This window comes from Enterobacter roggenkampii, from assembly GCF_001729805.1.
Lineage (GTDB): Bacteria > Pseudomonadota > Gammaproteobacteria > Enterobacterales > Enterobacteriaceae > Enterobacter > Enterobacter roggenkampii.
In genome coordinates, this window is the sequence record NZ_CP017184.1 from 2,585,523 (window position 1) to 2,608,747 (window position 23,225).

The following is a 23,225-nucleotide window of genomic DNA, read 5'->3' on the forward strand; positions in this document are numbered from 1 at the left end:
AACGCCTTACAGAAAGTTAGCGAGTTTGTACGAACCGCCGCGGCGGTTGACCGCCCGCCAGCGCCGCTCCCAGTAATCAAGCTCGTCGCGCAACGCTTTCGGATCGTGGTTGGTAATGGCGCGACCATTCACGCCAGTGAAAGAAATGCTCTTGCCGTCCAGCGAGTCCTGGTAGGCCTGACGCACCATCAGCAGCGTTTTCCAGATATCATCTTTCGTCACTACAACCAGCCTCCCTTACCGGAAGACCCGAGCCAACTGCCGGAGAGGGCTGTGTCCTTTTCAGGTTCAGCCTGGACAGGCGACTGCACAGGTTTTGTTTTTTTCACGGTTATCTCCCGGGGGCATTCCCCTTCATGAATATTTGGATTGAGATCCTGTGGCTCAGCCCATGCTGGCGGTTTTTCCCAGTCGCGAATTTTTTCGTAACCGCGCAGGACCGCCACGGCGTGGGCATAGCAGAACAGGTCAAAGGCTTCGTTGGCACCCTTGCCGGGTTTTCGCCATTTGCCATCAACACCGCGTTCTTCATAGGTCAGTTCCTCGTAGAACCACTCCCCCAGCCAGTCAGGAAAATGGATGTATCCGCCACCGGGGGTTTCGCGGTCCAGGTTGTTGCTGAGTTGGTCCTTAAGCAGGTCAGTCTGAAGCAGATACACCGGCACCTCGCCGCGCGCGTCGGCGCGACGGTCGCTGCGTTCAGTATTATTCGGGTGGGTTTTGGTAATGATTTTCTGACGCTTTGTGCTGTCGCCCTTAACCAGGTAAACACGTTTACCCAGGCCGTCACGCCGACACTGTCGCCAGAATTTATACGCGTTGTCCGTCACGCCTTCTTCACCGCCGCTGTCGACGGCCATCGCCAGCACCGGCATACGCCGCGCCGGGTCAGACTGCAGCGCATACGTTTTTTCCAGCACATCGGAGACCAGCAGTTGCCAGTCCTCCGGATACGCGCCCGGGTGGATCGGCTCCGCCTCGCCATGCTCATTGCAGCGCAGCGACTGGCGGATGTTGTAGCGATCCACCAGCCATCGTTCACCGTTTTCGCCATAACCGATAATCTGCACGACGAAACGGCGCTTTTTGCCGCCCTGGACGTCAACGGCCGCCAGCAGGAAACGCACCTTAGGCGGGACCAGGCGCTTACCGTAATCCTCCGCCCGCTGCATCAGCACATCGGCGCGCCGCTGTTCGCTGGCTGCGCGCGGCAGGTATGGTAGCCCCCAATCGGTATTGATTACCGCCTTGAGGGTTTCTTCGCTGCCAGTGGCCTCATACTCCTGCTCAGCTGTCAGCAGCTTGTACACCAGCTGCGCCCAGGTCTGATAAGCGGCTGCGGGTCCTTCCATCCAGAAACTGGCTATGCGCGATCGCCGCGGTTCGCCGGATACATTGCCGTCACGGTCAATACTCTGCCCTTCCCGCAACCAGACTCCTGCGCCGTTAAGCTCGCGCTTTTTATCCGCAGTGATAATGCCGCTGCAGTGCGGGCAAAGCAGGTGTGCCGCCTCACTGGCTTTAACCGGATCCGGTTCATCACGGTAGCCGGTCATGGACTCCATAGCAGGCTGAAAATATTCACCGCAGTGCGGACACGGCCAGTACCAGCGGCGGCGATCGCCACGGTTGTACAGGGAAAGAATACCGGTCGTCGGTGGAGCTTCATGAGGAGACTTGCGGCGCCATTTGCTGTCACGAATATCACGCCCCGGAGAACTCTCTACAAGCGTCATCCCGGCGGACATGAAGGTGGTTGTACGTTTGGAGGCCAGTGAGAAGCCGTCGCCCTCGCCATCAATATCCTCAGGGAATCGGTCATAATCCGTCAGCGCCACACACTTAAAATCTGATGACGACATGACATTGATGGATGGCCAGCCAATCTTCAGGAAGCTACCTGAAAGGAAATACTTATCGTGAACGTTGTTGTCATTACGCCGGGGGCTCAGGTTTTTTCTGACTTCCGGACTGCAGCGAAATGTTCGGGCAAGACGCTTTTTTGAGTGCTCCTGTGCCTTATCCTGTGTCATTTGCACCAGCAGCATATCGGACGGATCACAGACGATGTTGTAAACCACCCATCCGTCAATCAGACCATTTGTTTTACCCGTTCGGGCAGGTCCGACGAATATCACGGCGTCGTATTCACGGGATGCCAGGCAGTCCATAGGCTCCAGAACATAAGGTGCCACCATCGGATCCCAGGGGACGGAATTACCTCCGGAGGTGGGGACACGCATATATTTTGCTACCGCCACTGATACAGGCATTCTGCGTGGCGCTTTAATCAGGTGTCCGGTGTCACGTTTCAATGTGAGGGCGGTCGCCAGTGCCGACATTATTCCTCCTCCAGGATGTCCTCCTCTGCTTTTTCTTCGTCACTCATGACCCGCCGGGCAATTTCATCGCGGAGATCGTCAATAATCGACTGGACGCGGGAAACCGTTGCAGGATTAAGCGCACAATCGCGCTCAAGAATATCCGGCAACGTCTCAAGAACCTGAATCATGGCCTTCGCCATTTCGGCAAACTCGCGTGCAACATCTGAAGCGGGAATAAGCTCTCCTACTTCCTGTTCAAACTTCAGCCTTTCACGCTCTGACTGATACCAGGCTTTACGGTCCTGAGGCTCCATTTCTCCTTCAGCTACCGGGGCAGGCATTTTCATCAGCTCAGCAAGGACATCTGTCAGGCCATACAGTTTCAGGTTGCTGTCGTTGCCACCTGCCGGACGGACATTTTTCAGCCTGGATGACACAGTCTGGCGATGCACACCGGACAAGGCCGCCAGCTGGCTTACGTTAAGCTGCAGTCGCTTTAATTCATGATCCATGAATGGCTCCAGTGATGAACAAAAAACAAACAGAATCAACACCGGGAAAATTTTTATCCCGATGTTTCAATGAATTGAAGTGGTGGTGATGGCCGATAAAAATGCAAAAATTTGGCTTTTTCCGCGTGTCCTCGCCCCCTCGGTGTTCATAATCGCCAGGAGTACCTTTTACTTATGAGATTCATTCTCATGTGTGTTTTGACGCCAGAATTGCCAGTCCCTTGTTGATCGAGGCGGTTAGCCTCATATCTCAAGCTGGAAATTAATTAACAAAAGCGGTCAAATCTGGAAGTAAAGAGACTCTAAAAAATGATTACCAACCACGTTCTGAAGCTTGGTGTTAAAATCATGGCAAGCAAATATGGACTTACTAATTAGTGAAAATTGAGTTGTTAACTAAGGAGCTTTGGTCATGAGCAGTCGCCCACGGATAAACCAGTTTAATGTCATTTTCCCCGTAATCTGTACCTTACTTGGTGTAAGCATTACTGCGCTTTTGGGGTTGTATGGAAACTATTTACAAACTCACAATGCCTCCAAAACAGCCTGCATTATTCGGTTAGATAAGCAAGAGTCACTATTGAGAGAAAAATATAATCAATTTATGGTTTCAGTTACTTCGTTTGGCTTTTCTCCTGCATTAACCAACCCAATGACCAGAAGCGACCTGAGAAAAGATATGTTACCCGTAGTTCAAAGCGCAACAGAAGTAATGACCTACGCTCCTCCTGAGCTGGGTATGGTTGCGGCTAACGTTCTTAAGGCCTTTTATCTCGCAGACAGCGCCGGTGATAATGAAGAATTACAAGAGTCGGCAATTGCGCAGGCTGGACAAACATTTAAGGGAGCGTATAGCGCTTACATGAAGGCACTTAACACACTAGATCGGCAGCGGCAAGAGTGTGATTAAACTATGCGCTTTAGCTTTTAATTTTTTGTTCGCAGCATTTGACTTAACGAGGATGTCTTTCTGCATCTTGCGGCCCAGAACATTGAAGCCATGTTCAGATAGGTATTTTGGCTTTAAAAAACCACTTTCTACCTAAGTAAAATCTTAATCATTTCCGCTTACGCTTGTTGATTACTGACTGGCTGCCAGGCTGTACAGGACTCTGATGTGGAGTTTGCCAACTCCAGGGAAACATCGATAAAAAGAGCAAGTGAAACTGAGACTCCGGTAGCCCTCCTTATGGGGGGCTTTTTTTGAATTGCAGCACTTTACTTGCTAAATATCCTGTGTTTTCTAAACTTTAACGCAGGCTTTGCTATGTCAGGTAAAGTCGTCGTTCAGGAATACCCGTGTGCTCAAGGACGAGCCATCCCTAGTATTTCCTTTCCAGCTCTATCTGCCTTATGCCAGCAAAGTTATTGTTGCCCTTCTCAATCACAGCCAGCAGCGGCTTAATCCACAAAACAGCCTGGCAGTATGTTATTGAGCTGGCGGCAGCGGCACGATCATCGGCTGAGTCAGGCTTGTTGGTATCGGTGTGCATTGCCCTGGCACGTAGACGGTGCGCGTATTCGTGCAGCCCACCAGCAATGTCAGCAGGAACAGGCAAATCACAGGTTTTTTCACGGCGGAGAATCTCCCGGTATTCGATTACGGTTTCTTCGGTGCTAGTGTCGATCAGGGAGTTAAGCCTGTTGGCATGTTCCGCAACCTGATTGAATCGATTGAAGTTGAATGCCTGGGTGGCGATCACCTGCCCCTGCAAAGAGTTGTCACTTCGCAGAACGTCGTTAGCGCTCTGAAGTCTACTGGCGTCTGAGCAGCTCTTAACGAGAGCGACTGACAGGCCAGCTATAACGAGAACGCCGATAAGACCAGGATTAATTTTCATTGGTCCAGCCCCCAGCACACCAACGCACTTTCCTGATCGCGCCGCTCGACCTGCCCATAGCAACCATTCTTCTGGCCTTTGGTCAGGCGGCAATCGCGGCCACCATCTTTAATCCACCAGCGGATAGCTTCACAGGCCCCTTTCCGGTCACCAGCATTGATACGCCTGTAGAACGTCGAGGGGAAACATTTACCAGGGCCAATATTGTACGGGCAGAACGAAGCAATACCCGCTTTCTGAGGTTCGGTCAGTGGCACCTTAATATTGCGCTCTACCCAATTCAGCGCATTATCTCGTTCGATGGCGTTTACCTGATCGCATTTCGCCTGCGTCAGTTTCATACCCTGCACCACTTTCTTGCCGTCAACCATTGTGGAGCCGCGGCAAATAGTCCAGATGCCTCCGCTGTCTTTGTATGCAATGAGCCTGTTCCCCTCTTTCTCATTCAGGAACTGATCGAGGATTGTCGGTGCAGATGCGCCAGCAAGCACCAACCCCAGAACAGCCGCGCTCAACTTTGCCCGGTTCCCCATTACTCACCTTCCTTTTGTAATGCCTCGACAACTACGCTTGCCGCAGCTGGGCGTTCATGCAGAGGTTTATCACCGACCCCTTTCAGGTAGTCATTGACCATTTTTGTTCGCTTCTCGTCTTCTCTACGCCTGCGGTGTGCATCCACCCTTCCGTTGATGTAGGAGGCAAGCGAGATAAGCAGACCTGCAGCGCCAAAGAACATGAACACCAGATCCTGAGTGGTAAATCCAATGGCAGACGCCAGAGCTGCTACCCACGCAAAGAACTGCGTGAAGATGTTCCCTGAATCATTCATTTTCATCGTCTCTCACCTCGCTGTGTGCGGGTGCTGTTTTGAGAATAAAAAAAGCCCGCTTTTGAAGGCGGGCTAATGAGTTGACTATTTGTAAGGTAGGTGTGAGTGAGACCTATGCTCAGAAGTGAAGCTGTATCGGCTGATTCACTATAGGCTCAGGAGAACCACCTGAGAGGTAGGCACATCCCACAACTCAAAGCGTAGCAGCAGATTACAAAACCATAAAAAAAGGCCTGCTTTTTATGGCAGGCTCTCAAGGAATTTGAAATTTGTATTGTTGTTGTCATGGTGCCGGGTGCCTCCCGGTGACTTTACTCCAGCCAGCAAAGTCGCGCGCATACCTGCAGATAGCAGTTGGCTGGAACGCCCTTTCGCTTAGAAAGGATTCACCACTGAAATAATTTACGCGCTAATCATTCTTAAGGTCAATGCGTAATTTCTGGACAAAAAAAAGCCCACTCAGCGAGCAGGCAACCAGACGCTAACAGCATGCACGCTGTCAGTAAAAGCACTATGTACAAAGCACTTCCATATCCATTCCACCGGATATTTGAAAGAATAGTTCGAAACCGATGAAGTTCAATGAATACAGTGCAATAAATGTTATTAGCTTGTAGGTGGAGAAAGCGGACCTTGTAGAACTTCGGCCTCACCATCGTGACAAATGTCATCACCAATCGTTAGGTGCCATACACCGTTAATCGTTTGACCTGTTTCCAGGTCTTCGGTCACGCCATCAGAATAATAAGCTATCTGAACTTTTCCGTTATGCTGGATCCAGTAATACCCTTCTTTCATGCCAGGCCCTCCGTTCATCAAAGAGAGTGTAGCTTTTTATTCTGCACGGTGGCGTTAGAAATACTGAATCGTGAATTAAGTAATACACTTGTCCACCATCGAGGCCCCGAACACCGAACCAAAGAAGCAGAAGCTTCCGGCACTAACGCTGAGCTAAAAGGTGTACAAAAAAAGACCAGCAGGGTTTACTGGTCAGGGGTCATGCAGTTGTCTCTGCGTAACGGGTGTATCCCCACCCAGTTTTTTCAGTATCGAATGCCGTATTAACTATAGCATACGAGCAACAATGAACGTCTTTACTGGCTTCCAAGAAAGTTATCGGTTTGCAATTCATAGATACCAGCGTTGGTAAAAACATGCCTCACGGCTGGAGCCTGAAAAAGATAAACCCTACCATTTTTGGCAGGATTTCGATGATTAAGCTGTGTAACGTAGTAACCACTCTTAGCAGGTTACGATAGTTTTTGCGTACGCGTTAGCTTTTTGCTATGTTTCATGCAGCCTATAGGGATAAAAATCAATAGGCAAAACTTATCAATGGGGTTGTTTTATAAAAACAATCGTGCGGTAGCTATGCCTTAAGGAAATTAGGCGTCCATCTAACGGACACATGCATTTATGACATTTAAGCTTATAAAACATACACTTAATGTTGTATGGATCTCAAATATCATCACGCCTTTGATGTTTTCCCCTGAGTGGTTTAAGAGATATGATTTATTAAGAGAAGAAGATCTCTCCAATTGTGCAACATCATTTGATGGAGATTCTATTACTACTGACTATGGCTGGGTAGAAATAAATTGCACACCAACTAAAGCTGTTTTTCAACTAACCAAAACGGGTTTAGAAAGTTCTCTAGCAGATTTAACCTCTTCTATTTTTGCTATGTTTCAACATGCAGAAACACAAGCTGTTGGAATTAACACTCTATTTGATTATCATTTCACTGACGAAGATGAATGGAATAAATTAGGAGATACTCTAGTTCCTAAAAACCACTGGATTGAAAGTAATAATTCAAAAATATTGCAAGAAGACGCAGCATATCATTATGGCATGCGAACACTAATCGTAGCTATACAGAATACTAATAAAAGCGATGATGCAATTTTCAATGAAACTATAAATGTCACCTATGCCCCTTACCGAAAGTCTAACCCTAAAACATTAGGTCTGAATGTTCAATACAACCATGATTTGGTTGTTGAAGACCGAAAAAATGCTGTAGATTTTACTCAAACTTTGCCAGAAGCAATTCAACGGCATATCGCTGAAGCAGTTAAAAACGATATGGTGAGCCACGAACAGATGTTCAATCGGATTCTATCATGACCACAATTACCTGTTTAAAGGAAATACAAAGCCCTAGCGATACATTTAATGTTACTAAAAAAGAAGGAAACATTGAGAGGATTGTCAAAAGTCTCAACATTAATAATGAACCATTACATAGAACGATATTAGAAGAGTTCTCGCAGACATTAGAGAAAAATAAAGTCAAAAATCATTTCTCACCGACAGGACTGACATATTCTACAAGTATTGCTGAAATAACAATTTCTCAACCTCAAGCATCTGAAAGAAAAAAAACAACAGCAAGCAGTGATTTCTATAAGAAACTAAAAGCCAGAGCTAAAGAAAAAATAACATTTCTTGATAAAGCTTTAGATGCATATGGTGTTATAGACGAAGTAACATATTGTAAAAATCATAAGGAAATACATGCTCGCATTTATGATATTAGCTCTCATGAAATAATCGATGAAATTACTTTTTCCTCGGATGAATTTAGTAAAAGTGATCAAAAAAGATTAGTCGAGAGCGCTATTTTCTATTGGTATGTTGGAGTTGAAAGAACCTTGCTCGGTCAGGAGAAAAGAGTCTCTGAATTTAGACTCAGGCGCGTTTTTGGGCATAACTCTCTGAAAAACATATAAATAATATGGTGAATGTAGGTGTCCACGGTTCAACAGTTTGCATGTGAAACAGTTATTTTTGGTAAAGGGATAGGTGAATCAATCGCAGTTCGCCTAGGTTTAGAAGAATGGATGATAATTGACTCATGTTTGAATGACGATAAAAAACCGGCTGCTCTCGATTATTTACTTTCTCGCGGCATAGATCCTAAAGAAGTGAAACTAATAATTATTAGTCATTTTCACGACGATCACATCAAAGGCATCTATGACATTATCCAAAACTGTTCTGAATCTAAAGTAGTTATTAGTGCTGCTTTAAATACCCAAGAGTTTCGAAGCTATATAGCAGCTTTAAGTAAAAATGGCGAGGAAATGGCTAAAACAAAAGAGATTAATAAGGTAATGTCTCTTTTCCCAGCTTTGCATAAGGATGATCGATTAGTTCACGCGAAAAAAGATTGCACTCTTTATCGTAGTCATGCCAGTGTCCAAGTCTATTCACTCTCACCGAGTGATGTAGATATAACAAATTCGAATCTTGATTTTGCGAATTCAACCAAAATATCATCTAACTTCAGCGAAATTGCCACTTCGGCGAAGTTGGTAAACCCAAATCATTATTGTGTTGTAACAAGAGTATTCTCCCCGACCTCAACTAATAATGAGATTCTATTGGGTGCAGACCTTGAAGTGAGCAAAAACTCTGGATGGGATTCAGTTTGTAATGCAATTAGCAGACCTGAGCCAAACTTAGCTGGTCTATTCAAATTACCTCACCATGGGTCTAGAACTGGTTACCATGAAGATACGTGGGAGAAACTAATCAGAGAAAGACCTATATCTGTTATGACTACATACGATAAATCTGCTCTCCCACGACAAGATATGATCGATCTATATAAGTCTAAATCGTCTGCATTGTATTGCACTTCGTTGCCTAAAAGTAATGATGACCAAGATAAAACTTCATCAAAAACCTCAGAGGCATTGAAAATCCTAAAAAAAATGAATAGCTCAGTGTCTTTTTCCAACCGCAACAACAAGTTTGGGATAGTAGCTATAAACAATTGTCTGACCCCAAGCCCAGTTGTAGAAGTTAAGTTCGCAGCAGTAGCTTTATAGGGGCTTACGCCCCTAGCTCTTTAAGCATAGAATATGTGCCTTCTATGAACCCAAGGGCTGTTTGTAGTTCTTTCCGGATCGTGCCATCCGAGCATTTCCGTTTCTTCGCAATCGCTCTCAGAGAGATACCAATCACAAAGTGAGCGATCACCAGTTCGTGTTCAGAAGCCATAAATTTGCGAAGCCGCGCAACACACCCGTCGATTCTAATCCCCTCATCATCATCACACTGAATTCGAGTTTTTTTACCATGAGGTAGCAGCCCCTTAAACCCGGCAGCTATTGGTTGCCAGTCTACTCCACTGCTATCAGCTGCAGCCCAGGCCCCCCAGCGGTCCATTACCTCATACATATCACGCATTTTTCTCTCCAATATTTTCGATAATTATCATTCCGGTTTCGCCCCATACTTTTGATGTCCGGGCGTCCCAAATGTGGGAGTCATCCTCAAACAAGGCGTCCAACAGAGATTTTGTTAAGTTGTCCAGATCGGGCTTTTGCTGGTGGGGCTGGCCGTCCATAGACGCTCGCTTTTTCTTGCTCCAGCTCTGCGGCATCGGTAAAACGAAGGTGATATGGGCGCCGTTCTCCGGCACCTGGATTCCATGAAGGCGGACTTCATCGCAAAACATGCGATAGCGCATCACCGGCGGGCGCTGCTTCCACTTATCAGCGCGGGTCATGCGGGGTTTTCCTACAGGGGTGATGATGTATTTAGGCATGGGCGCCCTCGCCCAGCAGATAGAGCACCTGCACCAGCAGCTCAGCTTCTGTGCCGTGCTTCATTTCCCAGGTGCGGCGGCCAGCATGAATCGCCACACCATAACCGCCGTTGCGATGATGCATATGACACAGGGGAATTGATTTTCGATGGTCAGCGCGCTGGCTTGTGCCCTGCCCGGTTCGGATATGGTGAATTTCCGCGGGCGTCTCGCCCAGGTTCTGGTTTCTGCACACGATGCAGCCCAGTGCGGCCACACGCGAAAGATGGAGGCTATCTGCTTTCTTCATGCCGGACCACCAGCATAAGCAGAAACACCGCACACAGACGAGCGGTAAGAATTGTTTAGGGTAATTCTCTGCGCCATTTTGATTCCTCAGGTTGGCGCAGTAATCAGTGGGTGTTCAGCCCGTTTGATTATTATAAATCAACAATTACGGCTTGAGAACCTTAAGTGCTTCTGGCAGGGACTTAAGGTTGATTATCCGCTCATCATCACTGAGGACCCGCGCTGAAATTCGATTACCTTCCCGGCGAATCAACGTGCGTAAAGCGTTATTGGTAACGAGGTAGTCTGTTATTTCACCATCGGACAGATTCAAAACAAGTAATCCGTCTTTGGTTAAACTCGCGGCAAATTCATTTAATTTCATGGGCACTTCCCTAAAAATGGTTTCCCCTTTCGGTGGTTGTCCTTGATCTCCCTGCGCACTATTTCAATTAAAGGTTCCGCTAACCAGACGTCTTATAGGTTAGAGAGAGCAATTCGACGAAATTGTTCTCTCTAACCGATCGGCTTTAATACACAGGAATCAGATCAGATTTTTTAAATCACAGGCCGCCTGTCAGTATCAGTCACACGATTCAGGAGGTGCGTCACCACTCCCATAACGGTTGCATCATCCAGCGCATCGCCCTCAATAGCCTCTCCATCCTGAGTTATCAGCGCTTTCCCTTGAACTTTTACTAAGTCCAGACGGCCACGGAACAAAACCATGACTAAGTCACCCGTTCCGGCTTTCTGGCAACGTTTATAATTGCGTACCCGGCTGATGTTTCGATGGTTCGGAAGTTGCCGTCATAGCCGCGAAGACTGGTGAAAGTGAATGTCAGCTTTGCGTAGTCTGTTGCTGGAGATGAAAAGCCCATAATGGAACCCCACATGAAACACTGTACATATAAACAGTATAATCATGTGAGGATTTAGTCAATCTGAAAGACACTAGATATGTGATGTTCAGTGGACGGGAAGCGGCCACGACTGGGTTTCTAGGCCTGCAGGTTTAGTCGATAACTGAGAAGTCGCAATGGACAACTATACGGTCAAGAAGATCTTTCTGCTCTGTTTTTTTCAAGAACGTCGCAATTGCCGAAAAGTAATCGAATTCTTCTATATGTTCATTATTTACAAAATGCACTGAAAAGGCATTCGTTTTTAATTCATAGCTTTCTTCAACGTAGTACGCCATCTTGATACTTTCAAGAGATTCGACTGTAGTTCGCACAACTTCCTGGTCGGCCCTATTTTTTCCTGATTTAATAACAGAAAGAGGAACCATACAGTATTCAGGCATGTTCTGATGCTCAATAGACCATTTCATAACTTGGTAGATAAACCAACGCTGATCGTCGTTCAACTCTGATAGTCGCTGTTTCAAGTCTATTAAGTCATTGCGTATATCTTCGTGAGTTGCATTTGTTTGCCATGGTGACAAGTCAACCAGATCGTTTGCAGTTAAAAAGTTAGTTATGGTCTCTGCTGGATTACTGGAAGAAACTACAGCTGGAGCTAGTACACTTACACTATTTTCTTGGAAATAGTCTTTGAATTGGTTTTTGCAGAAAGCAAAAATCGGTTCAAATCGCTCCTTCGGCAACTGGCAAATGTCTTGGGCAATATCAGCGAGATTCTTAACACTGATATTAAATCCCTTGCGTGTAAACTCACATTTTTGCGCATTTGAAATGATTAAAAACCAAATCGTGTCGTAATTTTTATCTAGGCCATGCGCTTTGAATTTATCCAATGTGGTAACCATCTTATCCTTGCTACCATCAGATGTAATTTGTACTGCTAGACGTTTGAAAGCATCCCCCAAATCTATTGCAGGATGGTTATGCTTAATCGTATTTAGATCCATCAGTGCATAGCCATATAACTGGTTTAGTAAGGTTGGAAGAATCGTCTCCATCACCCTGTTATTGTCAAACATAGATTGTTTAGAATTAAAAGAAATATGTGTGCTCAACTTCGCTAAGGCGAGAGTCAATTGTTCGTTTTGTTTTTTACGTTCTAGCATGTTCGATCCTTCGCAAGGAGTTAAAAGTCGTGGTAATTCTACCTTCAAACTAAGGTTAATGGTTAAAGTATTAATAATGCATGCGCCAGCAAAATTGAGGTTTAAGCGTTGATTTAGTGCGAAAAACGCTTCAGATCAAACATCTTAACGACGTCATTCGTTGTAATGCGCACTTGCTCTTTCACCAGCTCGACAATCCTATTAATTATCACTGTGAGCTCTTCATGCGTTTTTGGTCTTGGCATCGTTAAACCCTCCTACCAGCTTTCGCCATTTTCCTTGAAGCCTCTGCCGAGCCGCTGTCTCTCCATCAGGCGGGAACGAAAATCCCGCCCGGACGCCAGGGCAACCGTTAGAACAGCGGACCTCTGCCGAACCCCAGTTCATTCCCCTGCTGCGAACTCTCAGTGAAGGAGCCATGCCGCATTGAGGGCATTTCGGTAAATCAGTCATTTCTCAGCCCCTGCAGCAGATGTTTGTGGCGGCGCAGCTCGCGAACGGCTCCTTGCAGACGCTGCAGGTTAGCCAGCTTCGCTTTCGTGCGTCGGATTTCAGTCGAGATATAGCGCGATGATGGAATAATCAGATCATCCGGACGGCTGGCGAAAGCAGGGATATCTCCAATAATTTCCTCCAGCTTTTTGCTTTCCTGAGCCGGTGCGGCCTTGGCTTCCGCTGCTGCGGGCTCATGCTGCTCTGGCTGTATTGCCGCTTCACCCGCCAGGCTCCAGGTGATGTTTTTACCGTCCACATGGCGCAGAACCAGACCGTCCTTGCACATTGCACCCAGCGATGCATTCAGGGCTCGCGAACCTTTACCCAGCTTTTCTGCGACCTGATTAGCGGTCATGGCTCCCTGGCCCTGCATTGCTGACAGCACCCTTTCCACAAGCGGCGATGGCTGCTTGGGTCTGATACGCTTCGGCGTATGCTCTTTCGCGGTACCCACCGACCATGATCCATCGCAGAAATCGCACAACCCCTCTTCCTTCTGCTCGCGAAGCATTTTCAGTGCCTCTACGGGCTCGATATCCAGGCGGGCTGCTACATCGAGGTAGGTTGCTTTACCCATTGCTTTCAGTGCGTCGATTACTGATTCCATAATTTTCTCCTCAAAAATCACTTAACAGATCTCAGGTGGCTAACGTTTCCGCGATAGCTCTCCCAGTCAAAGTTCACCCAAATGCCGTTATCCATACGCAGGCGATCAACAACCCTTTCACCCAGGGTTTCTACCAGCGCGTCGTAATTCAGGTTGGTCAGAACGCCAACCGGGCGCATTGCGGCCAGGCGGCGATCTATAATCTGGTTCAATAAAACTTTCTCACCGCGGCTGTCGCGCTGAATGCCGACTTCGTCGAGCACCAGCAGATCCACTTTGCAGAGGTCGTCCAGCAGCGCGGCTTCAGACTGCCCTTCGTCGTAGCAGGCCCGGGCGCGCAGGGTCAGATCCGGCACCGTCACAATCAAAACCGTTCGGCCCTGTTTCAGCAGATAATTTCCGATCGCCGCTGAAAGGTGGTTTTTCCCGGTACCAGGCTTTCCGGTGAAAACGAAACTGGCGAACCCGGTACCAAAATTTTGCGCATAGCTCTTTGCCATACTCAGAGCATGCCGCTGGCCGTCGCCCTCGACCGTGTAATTCGCGAAGCTGCAGCTACGGTGCAGGTTCTGGATTCCGGATCGCCCGAAAATTTTCTCTGCCCGCGCCTGCTGGTTGATCTTGTCGATCTCCGCTGCGCGCTTTTGCCCTTCTTCGCGCTGCCAGGCCATCAGCTCAGCTGCGTTTTTGAATTTGGGTTCAATGCCTGCCGGAATCACACGGCGAAGGCGATCGAGAATCGAACCTGCGTTTTGCATGCTTACCCCCTGAATCCTGGCGGAACAGTGTTATCTGGACGGGAGATCTGATTGATATCCCGTCCACCAGCCTGGTGATGCCCTGTGCCCGGTGCCGACAGGCGGATAATCAGGTCATCCCATTTTTCGCGGAGTTTGGCCGGGCATTTAACCTGGCGAACCCAAAACGTATCGCTCTGAACGCGCTTGAACATTTCACAAATTTGCTTGTGGCTACGGCCATCAATGGTGCGCATCAGACGAACGTCATTCGCCCAGACCGTCCAATTCGGCTCTTTCGGACGAACGATCTCTCCGTCAAAGGTTGCGGCCTCCTCGTAGAGTTTCAGCACGCGCTTCCAAATCCATTGCGCACAGGTCAAATCTTCCTGGCTACCCCACTGGCGTTTCGCAGGGCAACAAACCACTGCTTCCGGGTGACGATTTATAAATTCTGCTTTTGATATCTTCCCGTCGGACTGCGAAGCATCCGGACGAGAATTATTTTCTGGTTCTTTGACTGGTTCAGAAGAGTGACTGATTCTGGGTGAATCTCCTTCACTATCCCCTGGTGAACGAGCTGCACCATCTGGTGAATTTCCTGCACCAGCCCATGGTGAATTTGCTTCACCATCCTGGTGAATATCCTGCACTACCCTCGCACTGGTATTTGCACCGCTCAGGGTTAGTCGGTAGAAATTGCTGCCATTGCCTTTCGGCCCCGATCTGGTCTCTTTTCGCATCAGTCCAGACTCGCAAAGCGCGGCAACATGATTCATGACAGAACGACGGCTAATCTCACACTGATCAGCGATATGCTGATAGCTCGGCCAGCATTCGCCCTGGTCACTTGCGTTATCGGCCAGCTTAAGCAGGACCAGCTTACGAAGCGGGTTTCCTACCTTGACCTTCATCGCCTGAACCATCAGTTCCATGCTCATAGAACACCTCGATACAACTGAACTAGGCTACGTTTGAACAAGCTGAAACCAGCTTCACTTTGACGCCGACCATCTGCGCCAGCGCGTCGATAGCTTCCAGAGTCTCGCGGCGGATTACCGGTTGCGGCTTGCCTGTGAAGACCGCATTGGTGGCTTCGATACACTCTTTGTTAACCCTGGCCGCCCGGTAGTGCATGCATTCCTTCTGCGCCAGTTCGTTATCAATAGCGGTACGAATGGCATAGCTCAGCGCTTCCGCCTGTTTCAGGTAGTTAGGTGTATCGTTGCGGAACGCACGCTGAATAATCTGCTTGTTGTTGTGCAGCCGGCGCGCGTACTCGTCCGGATCCGAAACGTCATCCAGTGACTGAAGCAGATCGCCAAAGTGATGCAGGGTTATCAGCTGCGTCACCGTCTTCCATCCCTTTTCCTGCGCCCAGGACTCAAGCTCACATGCAATTTTTTTGATTTCCATCAGTCAGTATCCTTCTGCTTTGTCGTGCTATTTTTTGGCTCGTAGTCAGGCCAAATTTCGGCCCAATCGCCTGGACGCAAATCAGAACGAGAAACCTCTCCATTGGTGAAAGCCTCGATAACGATGCAGCGGCTTGGCGAAATAGCAGCCCGCCCCGTTGCAAGTTGGGAGAGGTAAGATTTCGATATCCCGAGGTGTTGCTCCAGCTCCTTGCGGATCTTTGGCCCACCAGCTTTTAAAAAGTCATTGAGTTGCATAATCGCTCCTGTGTGTTGAGTTGTAAGTTTATAAACCACTAAACATTTATGTCAAGTTTTTGCTTGTTTAGAAATTACTAATCAAAATGACTGCATGGACACAAAAGAAATCAGGCGCAAGCGCCTAGCGGCATGGTTTTCCAGCAGAACCTTGCCGGAGAAAGAGAAGAGCTACCTTTCACAGCTGATCAACGGCAAAGCGTCGTTCGGCGAGAGAGCTGCGCGCCGTATTGAACGTGATTACGGCATGGCTCCTGGTTATCTTGATGAAGAACCCATGGGTGAAGAGATTAAATCCCCTCGCCCGTTTGACGCGCGCCATGAAGAATTGCTTGACCTTTTCGACAGCCTTGCTGAATGGGAAAAAGAGCAGCACATGGTAAACCTCAGGGCCCAAGTAAACTCTATAGACAACGAGCTCAAGGCAAGGCTGAAAGGTAAGTCCAAACAAGAAATCCTTCAGATGCTGAAAGACCTAGAGATCGACTAACTCCCCCAAAGACCGCCTGTAGCGGTCTTTTTTTCTTCCAATACAACCACTTCCAATTTTTCTCGCCTTTTTGTTTACTATAAACTTTACATAACGGTTTATTTGTTTATAAACTTAAGCCAACTAAACACGCAGTAATCAGTAAACGTTCCGCCTACCCGGCGATAAGGGTGAACAAAGCGAACAGGCAGGATGCCCACGAAGTAGCCGCCCGGGGAAAATGGAGACCGGGATGATTCCCCAGTGTGAAGTGGAGAACACCGATGGATGAGAAGTTAGAAGCGCTTTTAGAAAAGATTGCGCGCCTGGAGCTGGCAGCCAAGCGAGGGTTGCAGATAAACGAAGAGATTAAACCTCACTTAACACAAGGTAATGTGATCTCCGTTGAATACTGCAACGCAACGCTGAAAAGCTGCGCTCTATTTCGCAAATGGATTAGCGAGTATTTCGGAGCATCTGAATCGACTGCTGCTCAGACATGCCGTGATTCTGAACAATGACATCGAGCTCTTCACTCTCCGTCTCATTGTAAAAAGTTTCACTGCCAAGGCTGTGAAGATTGCCGGTAATGACGTGACCCCTTTCAACATCATACCCACCGAGCAACTCAGCGACTGTGAATTCTCCGATTTGGTCACGGATAACGATGTAACCAATGCGGTGCTCATGATGTACTACGACTCCGCGCATGTAAGTTTCCTTGCTGGCTGTGTGAGAACTCCAGCATACCACCGAGCCTGATGTGGTTAAAAGACAGGCGCACAATATGGAAGCGCATTCCACCCTTTCACTAATGGGGATTGGTTTGTTAGCTGGAGGAGTGTGCTTCCAGTTGTGAGCAATCGAATATTGTAGATGGCTGTTAATAACCTTCATAGAGGATTCATTATGACAGACTTTAATCGTCAACCATCACGGCAACAGGCAGTCCGCCTTAACTGGTTTGAAATAAAACTTCGACAACTTTGTTATTTGCTGGCTCAAAAAGGCAACCCTGAACCCTGAAGGTTAATAGCGTCGATATAAACGCAACAACCTGACTGTCATTTAATTATACACGATAAAAAACGTGCCTTACACGGCAGGGATTTTCACACCTTAAATTAAGGATCATAAAATGAAAGCAACTATTACCACCGTAGAATTGAGCCTAGCAATCGTAAATAAAGATCTTGCAACCTTTAATGTTAACGGTGCTATTTCAGGCGTGGTTCATTTGTCATCCTCTGGCCCTGTTACCGTTGTGATTGATGGTGGCTACGTACTCGGGGAGTTCGATTGCCCAGCCTGCGCTGTTAAACATATTAGCTTGCTGTCTGTGAAGTTCGCAGAAGCGCGGAACTCTTGTGGCATGTCCTATTACGACCATAAGCGCCAACAACTCAATTGATATGGACGACATCATTTGTCATTGCGCTGTTTGCTGCCACGAATATAAAAAACCGGAAATGCACGAAAGGAAAACAGACATATATCCATTTAAGCGGACGATTTATTTATGTAAGCAATGCAATGAAAAAAGAGAAAAGCGTGACGCTTTAAGAAAGGTAAAACGCGGCATCCGCAGGACATTTCATTCAACATCATTTTTCAAATATTAAACGAGGTTATTATGTCTGTTGAGTTAAAATTATTTGGTGGTGCTTACTTCCCAAAAGATAAAGCATTAAAAAAACATCCCGATTTAAAACCACTTGCCACCGCAGTTAATGCGGCCACAAAAGCCATCGCTGAAGCCGTTATTTTCGGCAAGCTGGCGGCAGAACATCCTGAACATATTGATGATTACTTCAAGGTGAAAATCTGGGAGCACCGCGAAGGTCTTCCCTGCCCTGATTTTGACGTCTTCTCATCTGAGTTTTTCGACAGTGTGGCCGTATGGAATGTGAATGCTGGTGAACCAGCTGCGGCGCCACAGCCAGAAGCTGATGTAAAGGAAGAATGGGAGGACAACCAGACTCTGGAAGAAATTAAAATCGTTGCGCAGCTCGACCAGGCATCCCGTGCGGCTTGTCTGGCACTGTTCGGCCCGGTCCCGGGAATCACTACAGCGCAGTATGGCCAGATCGTCGATTTGAAGAATGACGATGAACCCAGCTTTGCCCGCGAGCTTGCAGAAGCACTGGCAAAAGAGCGACGCGCGCTTGAACTGGCGCCGGAACGCCAGGCGCAATTACTCTCCTGGTTACGTGAGAACATCAAAGAATCTGCACAGTGGCCGGACATTAAAAAGCAGATCGCTAAATGGATCGACACACCAGTTGATAAGCGTCCTCTGTCTACCACCACAGAAGAAAACCTTACAGACACCGGCTCCACGCTGGGCGGTGGTAACAAGACAGACCGCAGCCCGGATCTGGTTCATAACCTCTCTACGCTGCGTATCGAAGTGGCTGTTGCCATTCTGAGCATGTACGACGAGATCGACATTTACTGGATCCCGAATAAATACATGATTCCAGCGAAAGCCATGGCCGAAGCAGAACAGGACACCCGTTTCACAGCGTGGTGGAAAAAACTGCGCAGCACCCCAGGCATTCTGGACTATTCCCGTGCGGCCATTATCGCCCTGATTAAATCCGCTCCGGAGGACATTTGGATGGATCCTGTTGCCTTGCGTGAATACATCAATCGCGAGCTGGTTGAACGTGACCATGCGAACCCTGACCAGAAAACGGTTGATATAGCCTGCCGCCCTAAACCTCGTACTAATGCTGAGAAAAAAGAAAATGATGAAACCGAATCGACTGTACCGGTCAAAACTGATCTACCAGCAGTTTGCCCGGCAAAAGCTGCGCAGCTCGACAAAGAACTCAACGATGCATTCGCTCAGAGTTCAGTCTCTGAAAAGCAAGCAAGTGAACAGCCACGAGTGGAGAACCTGGGCGGCGGCGTCTTCTCTGTTGATGCTCTGATAAATACCCCCTCCTCAAATGAAGTCGAAAAACAGGAAGTGCCACCAGTACCAAATGATCGCGACTTTGCGATTTTGCATGCTCTTAATGACCTTATTTCGGGACGCGCCGACATCATGGGGAAAGAAGAGGCAGAGGGCGTGGTGGCATGCACCGGCCTGCGGGTTTCTGATGTTATCCCGCTTCTACTGGCAGATATCACAACCACGGAATTCTGCCTGTCTCCAGAGTTCTCCGACGAGGAAATCCACGACGTGGCAACCACGATGCTGGATAGCTGGTCCGACGATATCAGTGTGCGCCAAAAAATTGCCCTCGATGCGATTGTTGAATACCGCCGCCCGGAACCACCAAAACAGGTTGTACTCGATAATCCATCAGTCATGGCAAAACCTAAAGCCGAGCCCATGGCAGCACCAGAAACAAACGTTCAGCAATCGTCGGTTACCTACCTGCAACAGCTGACCATTGCAGCGCTGCAGGGCTTATGTTCCAACCCGGCATTTAGCAACCAGTATGACGAATTACCGGCTATGGCCGCCGGACTTGCCCGCAGCGTTATAAATCACCAGGAAGCCTCCTGTGCGCCTGATTAACCGTAGCAAGGGAGACAGTATCGGCGGGCCAGCATGCGCCGCCGCGCTCAAATGCCATTTGGAAAAATATGGCGAACATGGGCGTCGCTACACCCAGACGATTTACACAGTGCGTGTCGGCGAACAGAAAGTGACAGTCGAAGTCGTCAACCGGAGCCGTAGTTATGTGGCGACGGCCATGATCAGAGCCCGTCATCTTCGCCGCCTGCCAGGGTTGGCTGATTCGTGAGATTCAATATCCGCCAGCTGCAGCACGTATGATCGCAGCTGGCTATCGAGAGTGATAGCTATGAGTGAACAAAGTCTGATATCGCTGCGGGACTGGAAAGCTCGCAGATTGCACTTCCCCATAACAATCACATGCCTGGTGAAACACGGGAAACTGGGATACATACAACCGAGGCCGATTAAAATTGGAAATCGTTGGTGTATAGACGAACAGGCAATTTATATCGGACCAGGCGCGACGGGAGTCGAACCAGAAATTCACAGTGACGATGACGAAATTTTGCGGGAGATCCTGAGCGATGTCACCAAGGCCACGAAAAAATAATGTATCAATTTCCGGGCTGTATGCCCGGTTTGATCGTCGCACAGCAAAAACCTACTACCAGTATAAAAACCCTTTAACGGGTAAGTTCCACGGCCTGGGAACAGACAGAGAGAAAGCGGAAAAAATAGCCACAACGGCAAATCAGAGAATTGCAGCAGCAGAAGCCGAGCACTATTTGCGCCAAATTGATGATAGTCCAAAAGCAGCAGCACAGCGCGGGATCAGCCTCAAAGCATGGATAGAACGATATTTGAAGATTCAGAAACAAAGCCTGGATGCCGGATCGCTATCGCTGAAACGCTTTAAAGAAAAAAAACGCATGGCAGAGTTGCTTTCCAGGCGGCTTGGTTCCCGGCCAATGAAGAGTTTGGAGGTAAAGGATTTTGCCGTGTTATTGGATGAATATCTGGATGCAGGACATGCCAGCAGCGCCCTCTGCAACAGGGTGGTGTGGGTGGATATTTTCACAGAAGCACAACATGCCGGAGAGGTCCCTCCTGGATGGAATCCACCAGCAGCAACAAAAAAACCTTCGGTGAAGGTTACACGTGCGCGCCTCTCTCTGGACGAATGGAAAAAAATACTGGCGCAAATACCCGAGGATCGGTACTCGCATAAAGCAATGCTGCTTGCCTTAGTCACTGGTCAGCGCCGGGAAGATATTGCGAACATGAAATTTTCAGACATTAAGGACGGCTATCTGCACATCGAGCAAAGCAAAACGGGGGCCCGTATTGCGTTGCCGCTGAACCTCCGTTGTGAAGCCATTGGCTTATCGCTGGAGGATGTAATACGGAAATGTAGGGATAGGTTTGTCAGCCCCTACCTATTGCACGGGAAGATGAAAACTAAGGCAAAACCTGTGAATCTGATTTTGGTTTCTAAAGAGTTTGCCGCGGCACGTGATGCAGCCGGTATCGTACCGCCTGCAGGAAAAACACCAACAACGTTTCACGAACAGCGTTCATTGTCCGAAAGACTTTACCGCGCCCAGGGGATCGATACGAAAATTTTGCTGGGCCATAAAACACAGTCAACCACTGACAGATACAACGACGATCGCGGGAAGGAATGGACCAAACTTGCAATTTAATTTTTCGCTGCGGAGCTCTTGGAGAGAGGGTTAATTACTGATGGAGGTCATAAAAAAGGTAGGTATTTTGGAGAAAAGTTTTGGAGAGGTTTTGGAGAAAGGAAAAAAGTTATATATTCCAGTCCGTTAAAACAACCTACACCTTCTGAGTTCAGAGGCTTATTCATGTCATGGCAATCCTTCAAACAGGCTTACCTGGTTAAGTTCTGGTCACCCGTTCCGGCCGTTATCGCGGCAGGCATTCTCTCTACTTATTATTTTGGCATTACCGGCACCTTCTGGGCCGTGACCGGCGAGTTCACCCGCTGGGGTGGTCAATTGCTGCAACTCGCTGGCGTGCATGCCGAAGAGTGGGGTTACTTTAAACTCATTCATCTGGACGGCACCCCGCTTACCCGCATCGACGGGATGATGATAATCGGCATGTTCGGCGGCTGTTTCGCGGCCGCGCTGTGGGCAAATAACGTTAAGTTGCGTATGCCCAAAAGCCGGATCCGCATTTTGCAGGCGGTTGTCGGCGGCATGATTGCCGGTTTCGGCGCGCGTCTGGCGATGGGGTGTAACCTTGCCGCCTTCTTTACCGGGATCCCGCAGTTTTCGCTTCACGCCTGGTTCTTTGCCGTCGCCACGGCCATCGGCTCTTACTTTGGCGCAAAATTCACCCTGCTGCCGCTGTTTCGTATTCCAGTGAAAATGACAAAAGTCAGCGCAGCATCTCCGTTAACCCAGAAGCCCTCTCAGGCCCGCCGACGTTTCCGCCTCGGAATGCTGGTCTTTTTCGCCATGGTGGCATGGGCGCTCTGCACCGCCCTGAACCAGCCTAAGCTCGGTCTGGCGATGCTGTTCGGTGTGGGTTTTGGTCTGCTCATTGAACGCGCGCAGATCTGCTTTACCTCCGCGTTCCGCGATATGTGGATCACCGGGCGCACGATGATGGCGAAGGCGATTATCGCCGGGATGGCGGTCAGCGCCATCGGCATCTTCAGCTATGTCCAACTGGGCGTCGAACCGAAAATCATTTGGGCCGGTCCTAACGCGGTCATTGGCGGCCTGCTGTTCGGCTTCGGGATCGTGCTGGCTGGCGGGTGTGAAACCGGCTGGATGTATCGCGCCGTCGAAGGCCAGGTGCACTATTGGTGGGTGGGTCTGGGAAATGTGATTGGCTCGACGATCCTGGCGTACTGCTGGGATGACGTGTCTCCCGTCCTGGCCACCCGCTGGGACAAGGTCAACCTGCTGAATACCTTCGGGCCTCTCGGCGGCCTGCTCGTCACCTACGCCCTGCTGTTGGTCGCTTTTTTACTGGTCGTCGCACAGGAGAGACGTTTCTTCCGCCGTGCGGGCGTTAAAACAGAAACGCAGGAGAATGCAGCATGAAAGAGATCGTGCCTAATTATCGTCTGGATATGGTTGGCGAGCCCTGTCCATATCCGGCGGTGGCTACGCTTGAAGCGCTGCCGCAGCTTAAGAAAGGTGAAATTCTGGAGGTGGTCAGCGACTGCCCGCAGTCCATCAACAACATACCGCTGGATGCGAAAAACCACGGTTATACGGTGCTGGATATCCAGCAGGATGGCCCAACCATTCGCTATCTGATTCAAAAATGATCGCTAAGGGCCTCGTCAGGGGCCTTTATCGTATTGAATTATAAGACATCTTGATCCACGGCAAAAACGCGATTTTTGACTTAAGTAAAA

Annotated in this window: 29 protein-coding genes and 1 pseudogene; 12 read left to right on the forward strand and 18 right to left on the reverse strand. The window is 48.5% G+C overall.

Annotated elements, in window-relative coordinates:
• Positions 1–6: 6 nt before the first annotated feature.
• From BFV67_RS12105 to BFV67_RS12115, 3 genes are read right to left on the reverse strand one after another with little or no spacing between them, the layout of a single operon-like run.
• A complete protein-coding gene (locus BFV67_RS12105; protein WP_032663383.1) occupies positions 7–222 on the reverse strand; it encodes a hypothetical protein in 216 nt (71 codons plus the stop codon).
• The gene (locus BFV67_RS12110; protein ID WP_069598407.1) at positions 222–2,342 is read right to left on the reverse strand and encodes a phage terminase large subunit family protein; all 2,121 of its coding nucleotides are present in this window, start codon (positions 2,340–2,342) and stop codon (positions 222–224) included. Before BFV67_RS12110 ends, BFV67_RS12105 begins: the two co-directional genes overlap by 1 nt.
• Positions 2,342–2,836, reverse strand: coding sequence for a DUF1441 family protein (locus BFV67_RS12115; protein WP_069598408.1), 495 nt, complete (start codon positions 2,834–2,836; stop codon positions 2,342–2,344). The genes BFV67_RS12110 and BFV67_RS12115 overlap by 1 nt, the downstream gene beginning before the upstream one ends.
• 412 nt (positions 2,837–3,248) lie before the next feature.
• On the opposite strand from BFV67_RS12115, the gene BFV67_RS12120 reads away from it, so the two are divergent.
• On the forward strand, positions 3,249–3,746 hold the full coding sequence (locus BFV67_RS12120; RefSeq protein ID WP_047074764.1) for a hypothetical protein: 498 nt from the start codon (positions 3,249–3,251) through the stop codon (positions 3,744–3,746).
• A 412-nt stretch (positions 3,747–4,158) separates the two neighbouring features.
• On the opposite strand, the gene BFV67_RS12125 is transcribed toward BFV67_RS12120, so the two are convergent.
• The 4 genes from BFV67_RS12125 to BFV67_RS23330 form a co-directional block, all read right to left on the reverse strand.
• Positions 4,159–4,677 (reverse strand): hypothetical protein, encoded by a 519-nt coding sequence (locus tag BFV67_RS12125; RefSeq protein ID WP_069598409.1) that lies wholly within the window; start codon positions 4,675–4,677, stop codon positions 4,159–4,161.
• Positions 4,674–5,210 (reverse strand): lysozyme, encoded by a 537-nt coding sequence (locus BFV67_RS12130; protein ID WP_069598410.1) that lies wholly within the window; start codon positions 5,208–5,210, stop codon positions 4,674–4,676. Before BFV67_RS12130 ends, BFV67_RS12125 begins: the two co-directional genes overlap by 4 nt.
• Positions 5,210–5,512, reverse strand: a complete 303-nt coding sequence (locus BFV67_RS12135; RefSeq protein WP_069598411.1) for a hypothetical protein — start codon at positions 5,510–5,512, stop codon at positions 5,210–5,212. Before BFV67_RS12135 ends, BFV67_RS12130 begins: the two co-directional genes overlap by 1 nt.
• A gap of 600 nt (positions 5,513–6,112) precedes the next feature.
• On the reverse strand, positions 6,113–6,304 hold the full coding sequence (locus tag BFV67_RS23330) for a hypothetical protein (protein WP_071965094.1): 192 nt from the start codon (positions 6,302–6,304) through the stop codon (positions 6,113–6,115).
• A gap of 618 nt (positions 6,305–6,922) precedes the next feature.
• Here BFV67_RS23330 and BFV67_RS12140 point away from each other — a divergent pair.
• From BFV67_RS12140 to BFV67_RS23335, 3 genes are read left to right on the forward strand one after another with little or no spacing between them, the layout of a single operon-like run.
• Entirely contained in the window at positions 6,923–7,639 is a 717-nt protein-coding gene (locus tag BFV67_RS12140) for a hypothetical protein (RefSeq protein ID WP_069598412.1), read from the forward strand.
• Positions 7,636–8,244, forward strand: coding sequence for a hypothetical protein (locus tag BFV67_RS12145; RefSeq protein ID WP_069598413.1), 609 nt, complete (start codon positions 7,636–7,638; stop codon positions 8,242–8,244). Before BFV67_RS12140 ends, BFV67_RS12145 begins: the two co-directional genes overlap by 4 nt.
• An 18-nt stretch (positions 8,245–8,262) precedes the next feature.
• On the forward strand, positions 8,263–9,348 hold the full coding sequence (locus BFV67_RS23335; protein WP_235610597.1) for an MBL fold metallo-hydrolase: 1,086 nt from the start codon (positions 8,263–8,265) through the stop codon (positions 9,346–9,348).
• A 4-nt stretch (positions 9,349–9,352) separates the two neighbouring features.
• Here the strand turns inward: BFV67_RS23335 and BFV67_RS12150 are convergent, their stop codons facing one another.
• The 11 genes and pseudogenes from BFV67_RS12150 to BFV67_RS12200 form a co-directional block, all read right to left on the reverse strand.
• Positions 9,353–9,709: an antiterminator Q family protein gene (locus BFV67_RS12150; RefSeq protein ID WP_069598414.1), complete on the reverse strand. Its 357-nt coding sequence runs from the start codon at positions 9,707–9,709 to the stop codon at positions 9,353–9,355.
• Positions 9,702–10,070: a RusA family crossover junction endodeoxyribonuclease gene (locus BFV67_RS12155; protein ID WP_069598415.1), complete on the reverse strand. Its 369-nt coding sequence runs from the start codon at positions 10,068–10,070 to the stop codon at positions 9,702–9,704. The genes BFV67_RS12150 and BFV67_RS12155 overlap by 8 nt, the downstream gene beginning before the upstream one ends.
• Positions 10,063–10,359 (reverse strand): Ref family recombination enhancement nuclease, encoded by a 297-nt coding sequence (locus tag BFV67_RS12160; RefSeq protein WP_069598416.1) that lies wholly within the window; start codon positions 10,357–10,359, stop codon positions 10,063–10,065. Before BFV67_RS12160 ends, BFV67_RS12155 begins: the two co-directional genes overlap by 8 nt.
• A 144-nt stretch (positions 10,360–10,503) precedes the next feature.
• The gene (locus BFV67_RS12165; RefSeq protein ID WP_069598417.1) at positions 10,504–10,722 is read right to left on the reverse strand and encodes a hypothetical protein; all 219 of its coding nucleotides are present in this window, start codon (positions 10,720–10,722) and stop codon (positions 10,504–10,506) included.
• Between the two features lie 630 nt (positions 10,723–11,352).
• On the reverse strand, positions 11,353–12,369 hold the full coding sequence (locus BFV67_RS12175) for an SMEK domain-containing protein (protein WP_069598418.1): 1,017 nt from the start codon (positions 12,367–12,369) through the stop codon (positions 11,353–11,355).
• A 125-nt stretch (positions 12,370–12,494) separates the two neighbouring features.
• A pseudogene (locus BFV67_RS23340) lies at positions 12,495–12,614 on the reverse strand (DUF977 family protein); the annotation flags it as partial.
• A 200-nt stretch (positions 12,615–12,814) separates the two neighbouring features.
• Positions 12,815–13,471, reverse strand: a complete 657-nt coding sequence (locus BFV67_RS12180) for a DUF1627 domain-containing protein (protein ID WP_069598419.1) — start codon at positions 13,469–13,471, stop codon at positions 12,815–12,817.
• Between the two features lie 17 nt (positions 13,472–13,488).
• A complete protein-coding gene (locus BFV67_RS12185; RefSeq protein ID WP_069598420.1) occupies positions 13,489–14,229 on the reverse strand; it encodes an ATP-binding protein in 741 nt (246 codons plus the stop codon).
• A 2-nt stretch (positions 14,230–14,231) separates the two neighbouring features.
• The gene (locus tag BFV67_RS12190) at positions 14,232–15,149 is read right to left on the reverse strand and encodes a helix-turn-helix domain-containing protein (RefSeq protein WP_084833292.1); all 918 of its coding nucleotides are present in this window, start codon (positions 15,147–15,149) and stop codon (positions 14,232–14,234) included.
• Positions 15,150–15,171: 22 nt separating this feature from the next.
• A complete protein-coding gene (locus tag BFV67_RS12195; RefSeq protein WP_069598421.1) occupies positions 15,172–15,624 on the reverse strand; it encodes a toxin YdaT family protein in 453 nt (150 codons plus the stop codon).
• Positions 15,624–15,881: a transcriptional regulator gene (locus tag BFV67_RS12200; RefSeq protein ID WP_044158265.1), complete on the reverse strand. Its 258-nt coding sequence runs from the start codon at positions 15,879–15,881 to the stop codon at positions 15,624–15,626. The genes BFV67_RS12195 and BFV67_RS12200 overlap by 1 nt, the downstream gene beginning before the upstream one ends.
• Positions 15,882–15,975: 94 nt before the next feature.
• Between BFV67_RS12200 and BFV67_RS24625 the strand changes: the two genes are divergently transcribed.
• The 8 genes from BFV67_RS24625 (at position 15,976) to yedF (ending at position 23,135) form a co-directional block, all read left to right on the forward strand.
• Positions 15,976–16,371: a hypothetical protein gene (locus BFV67_RS24625; RefSeq protein ID WP_044158267.1), complete on the forward strand. Its 396-nt coding sequence runs from the start codon at positions 15,976–15,978 to the stop codon at positions 16,369–16,371.
• Positions 16,372–16,634: 263 nt separating this feature from the next.
• Positions 16,635–16,871: a hypothetical protein gene (locus tag BFV67_RS24205; protein ID WP_157888818.1), complete on the forward strand. Its 237-nt coding sequence runs from the start codon at positions 16,635–16,637 to the stop codon at positions 16,869–16,871.
• A 617-nt stretch (positions 16,872–17,488) separates the two neighbouring features.
• Complete coding sequence (locus BFV67_RS12215; RefSeq protein WP_069598422.1) at positions 17,489–17,761, forward strand: hypothetical protein; 273 nt, start codon at positions 17,489–17,491, stop codon at positions 17,759–17,761.
• Positions 17,762–17,983: 222 nt separating this feature from the next.
• Positions 17,984–19,882: an exonuclease family protein gene (locus tag BFV67_RS12220; RefSeq protein ID WP_069598423.1), complete on the forward strand. Its 1,899-nt coding sequence runs from the start codon at positions 17,984–17,986 to the stop codon at positions 19,880–19,882.
• The gene (locus tag BFV67_RS12225) at positions 19,869–20,111 is read left to right on the forward strand and encodes a DUF4060 family protein (protein WP_069598424.1); all 243 of its coding nucleotides are present in this window, start codon (positions 19,869–19,871) and stop codon (positions 20,109–20,111) included. The genes BFV67_RS12220 and BFV67_RS12225 overlap by 14 nt, the downstream gene beginning before the upstream one ends.
• Before the next feature lie 298 nt (positions 20,112–20,409).
• Complete coding sequence (locus BFV67_RS12235; RefSeq protein WP_069598426.1) at positions 20,410–21,528, forward strand: phage integrase Arm DNA-binding domain-containing protein; 1,119 nt, start codon at positions 20,410–20,412, stop codon at positions 21,526–21,528.
• A 165-nt stretch (positions 21,529–21,693) separates the two neighbouring features.
• Positions 21,694–22,905 carry a selenium metabolism membrane protein YedE/FdhT gene (yedE, locus tag BFV67_RS12240; RefSeq protein WP_069598427.1) on the forward strand — a complete coding sequence of 404 codons (1,212 nt, stop codon included), beginning with the start codon at positions 21,694–21,696 and terminating at the stop codon, positions 22,903–22,905.
• Positions 22,902–23,135: a sulfurtransferase-like selenium metabolism protein YedF gene (gene yedF / locus BFV67_RS12245; RefSeq protein ID WP_069598428.1), complete on the forward strand. Its 234-nt coding sequence runs from the start codon at positions 22,902–22,904 to the stop codon at positions 23,133–23,135. Before yedE ends, yedF begins: the two co-directional genes overlap by 4 nt.
• Positions 23,136–23,225: the final 90 nt, after the last annotated feature.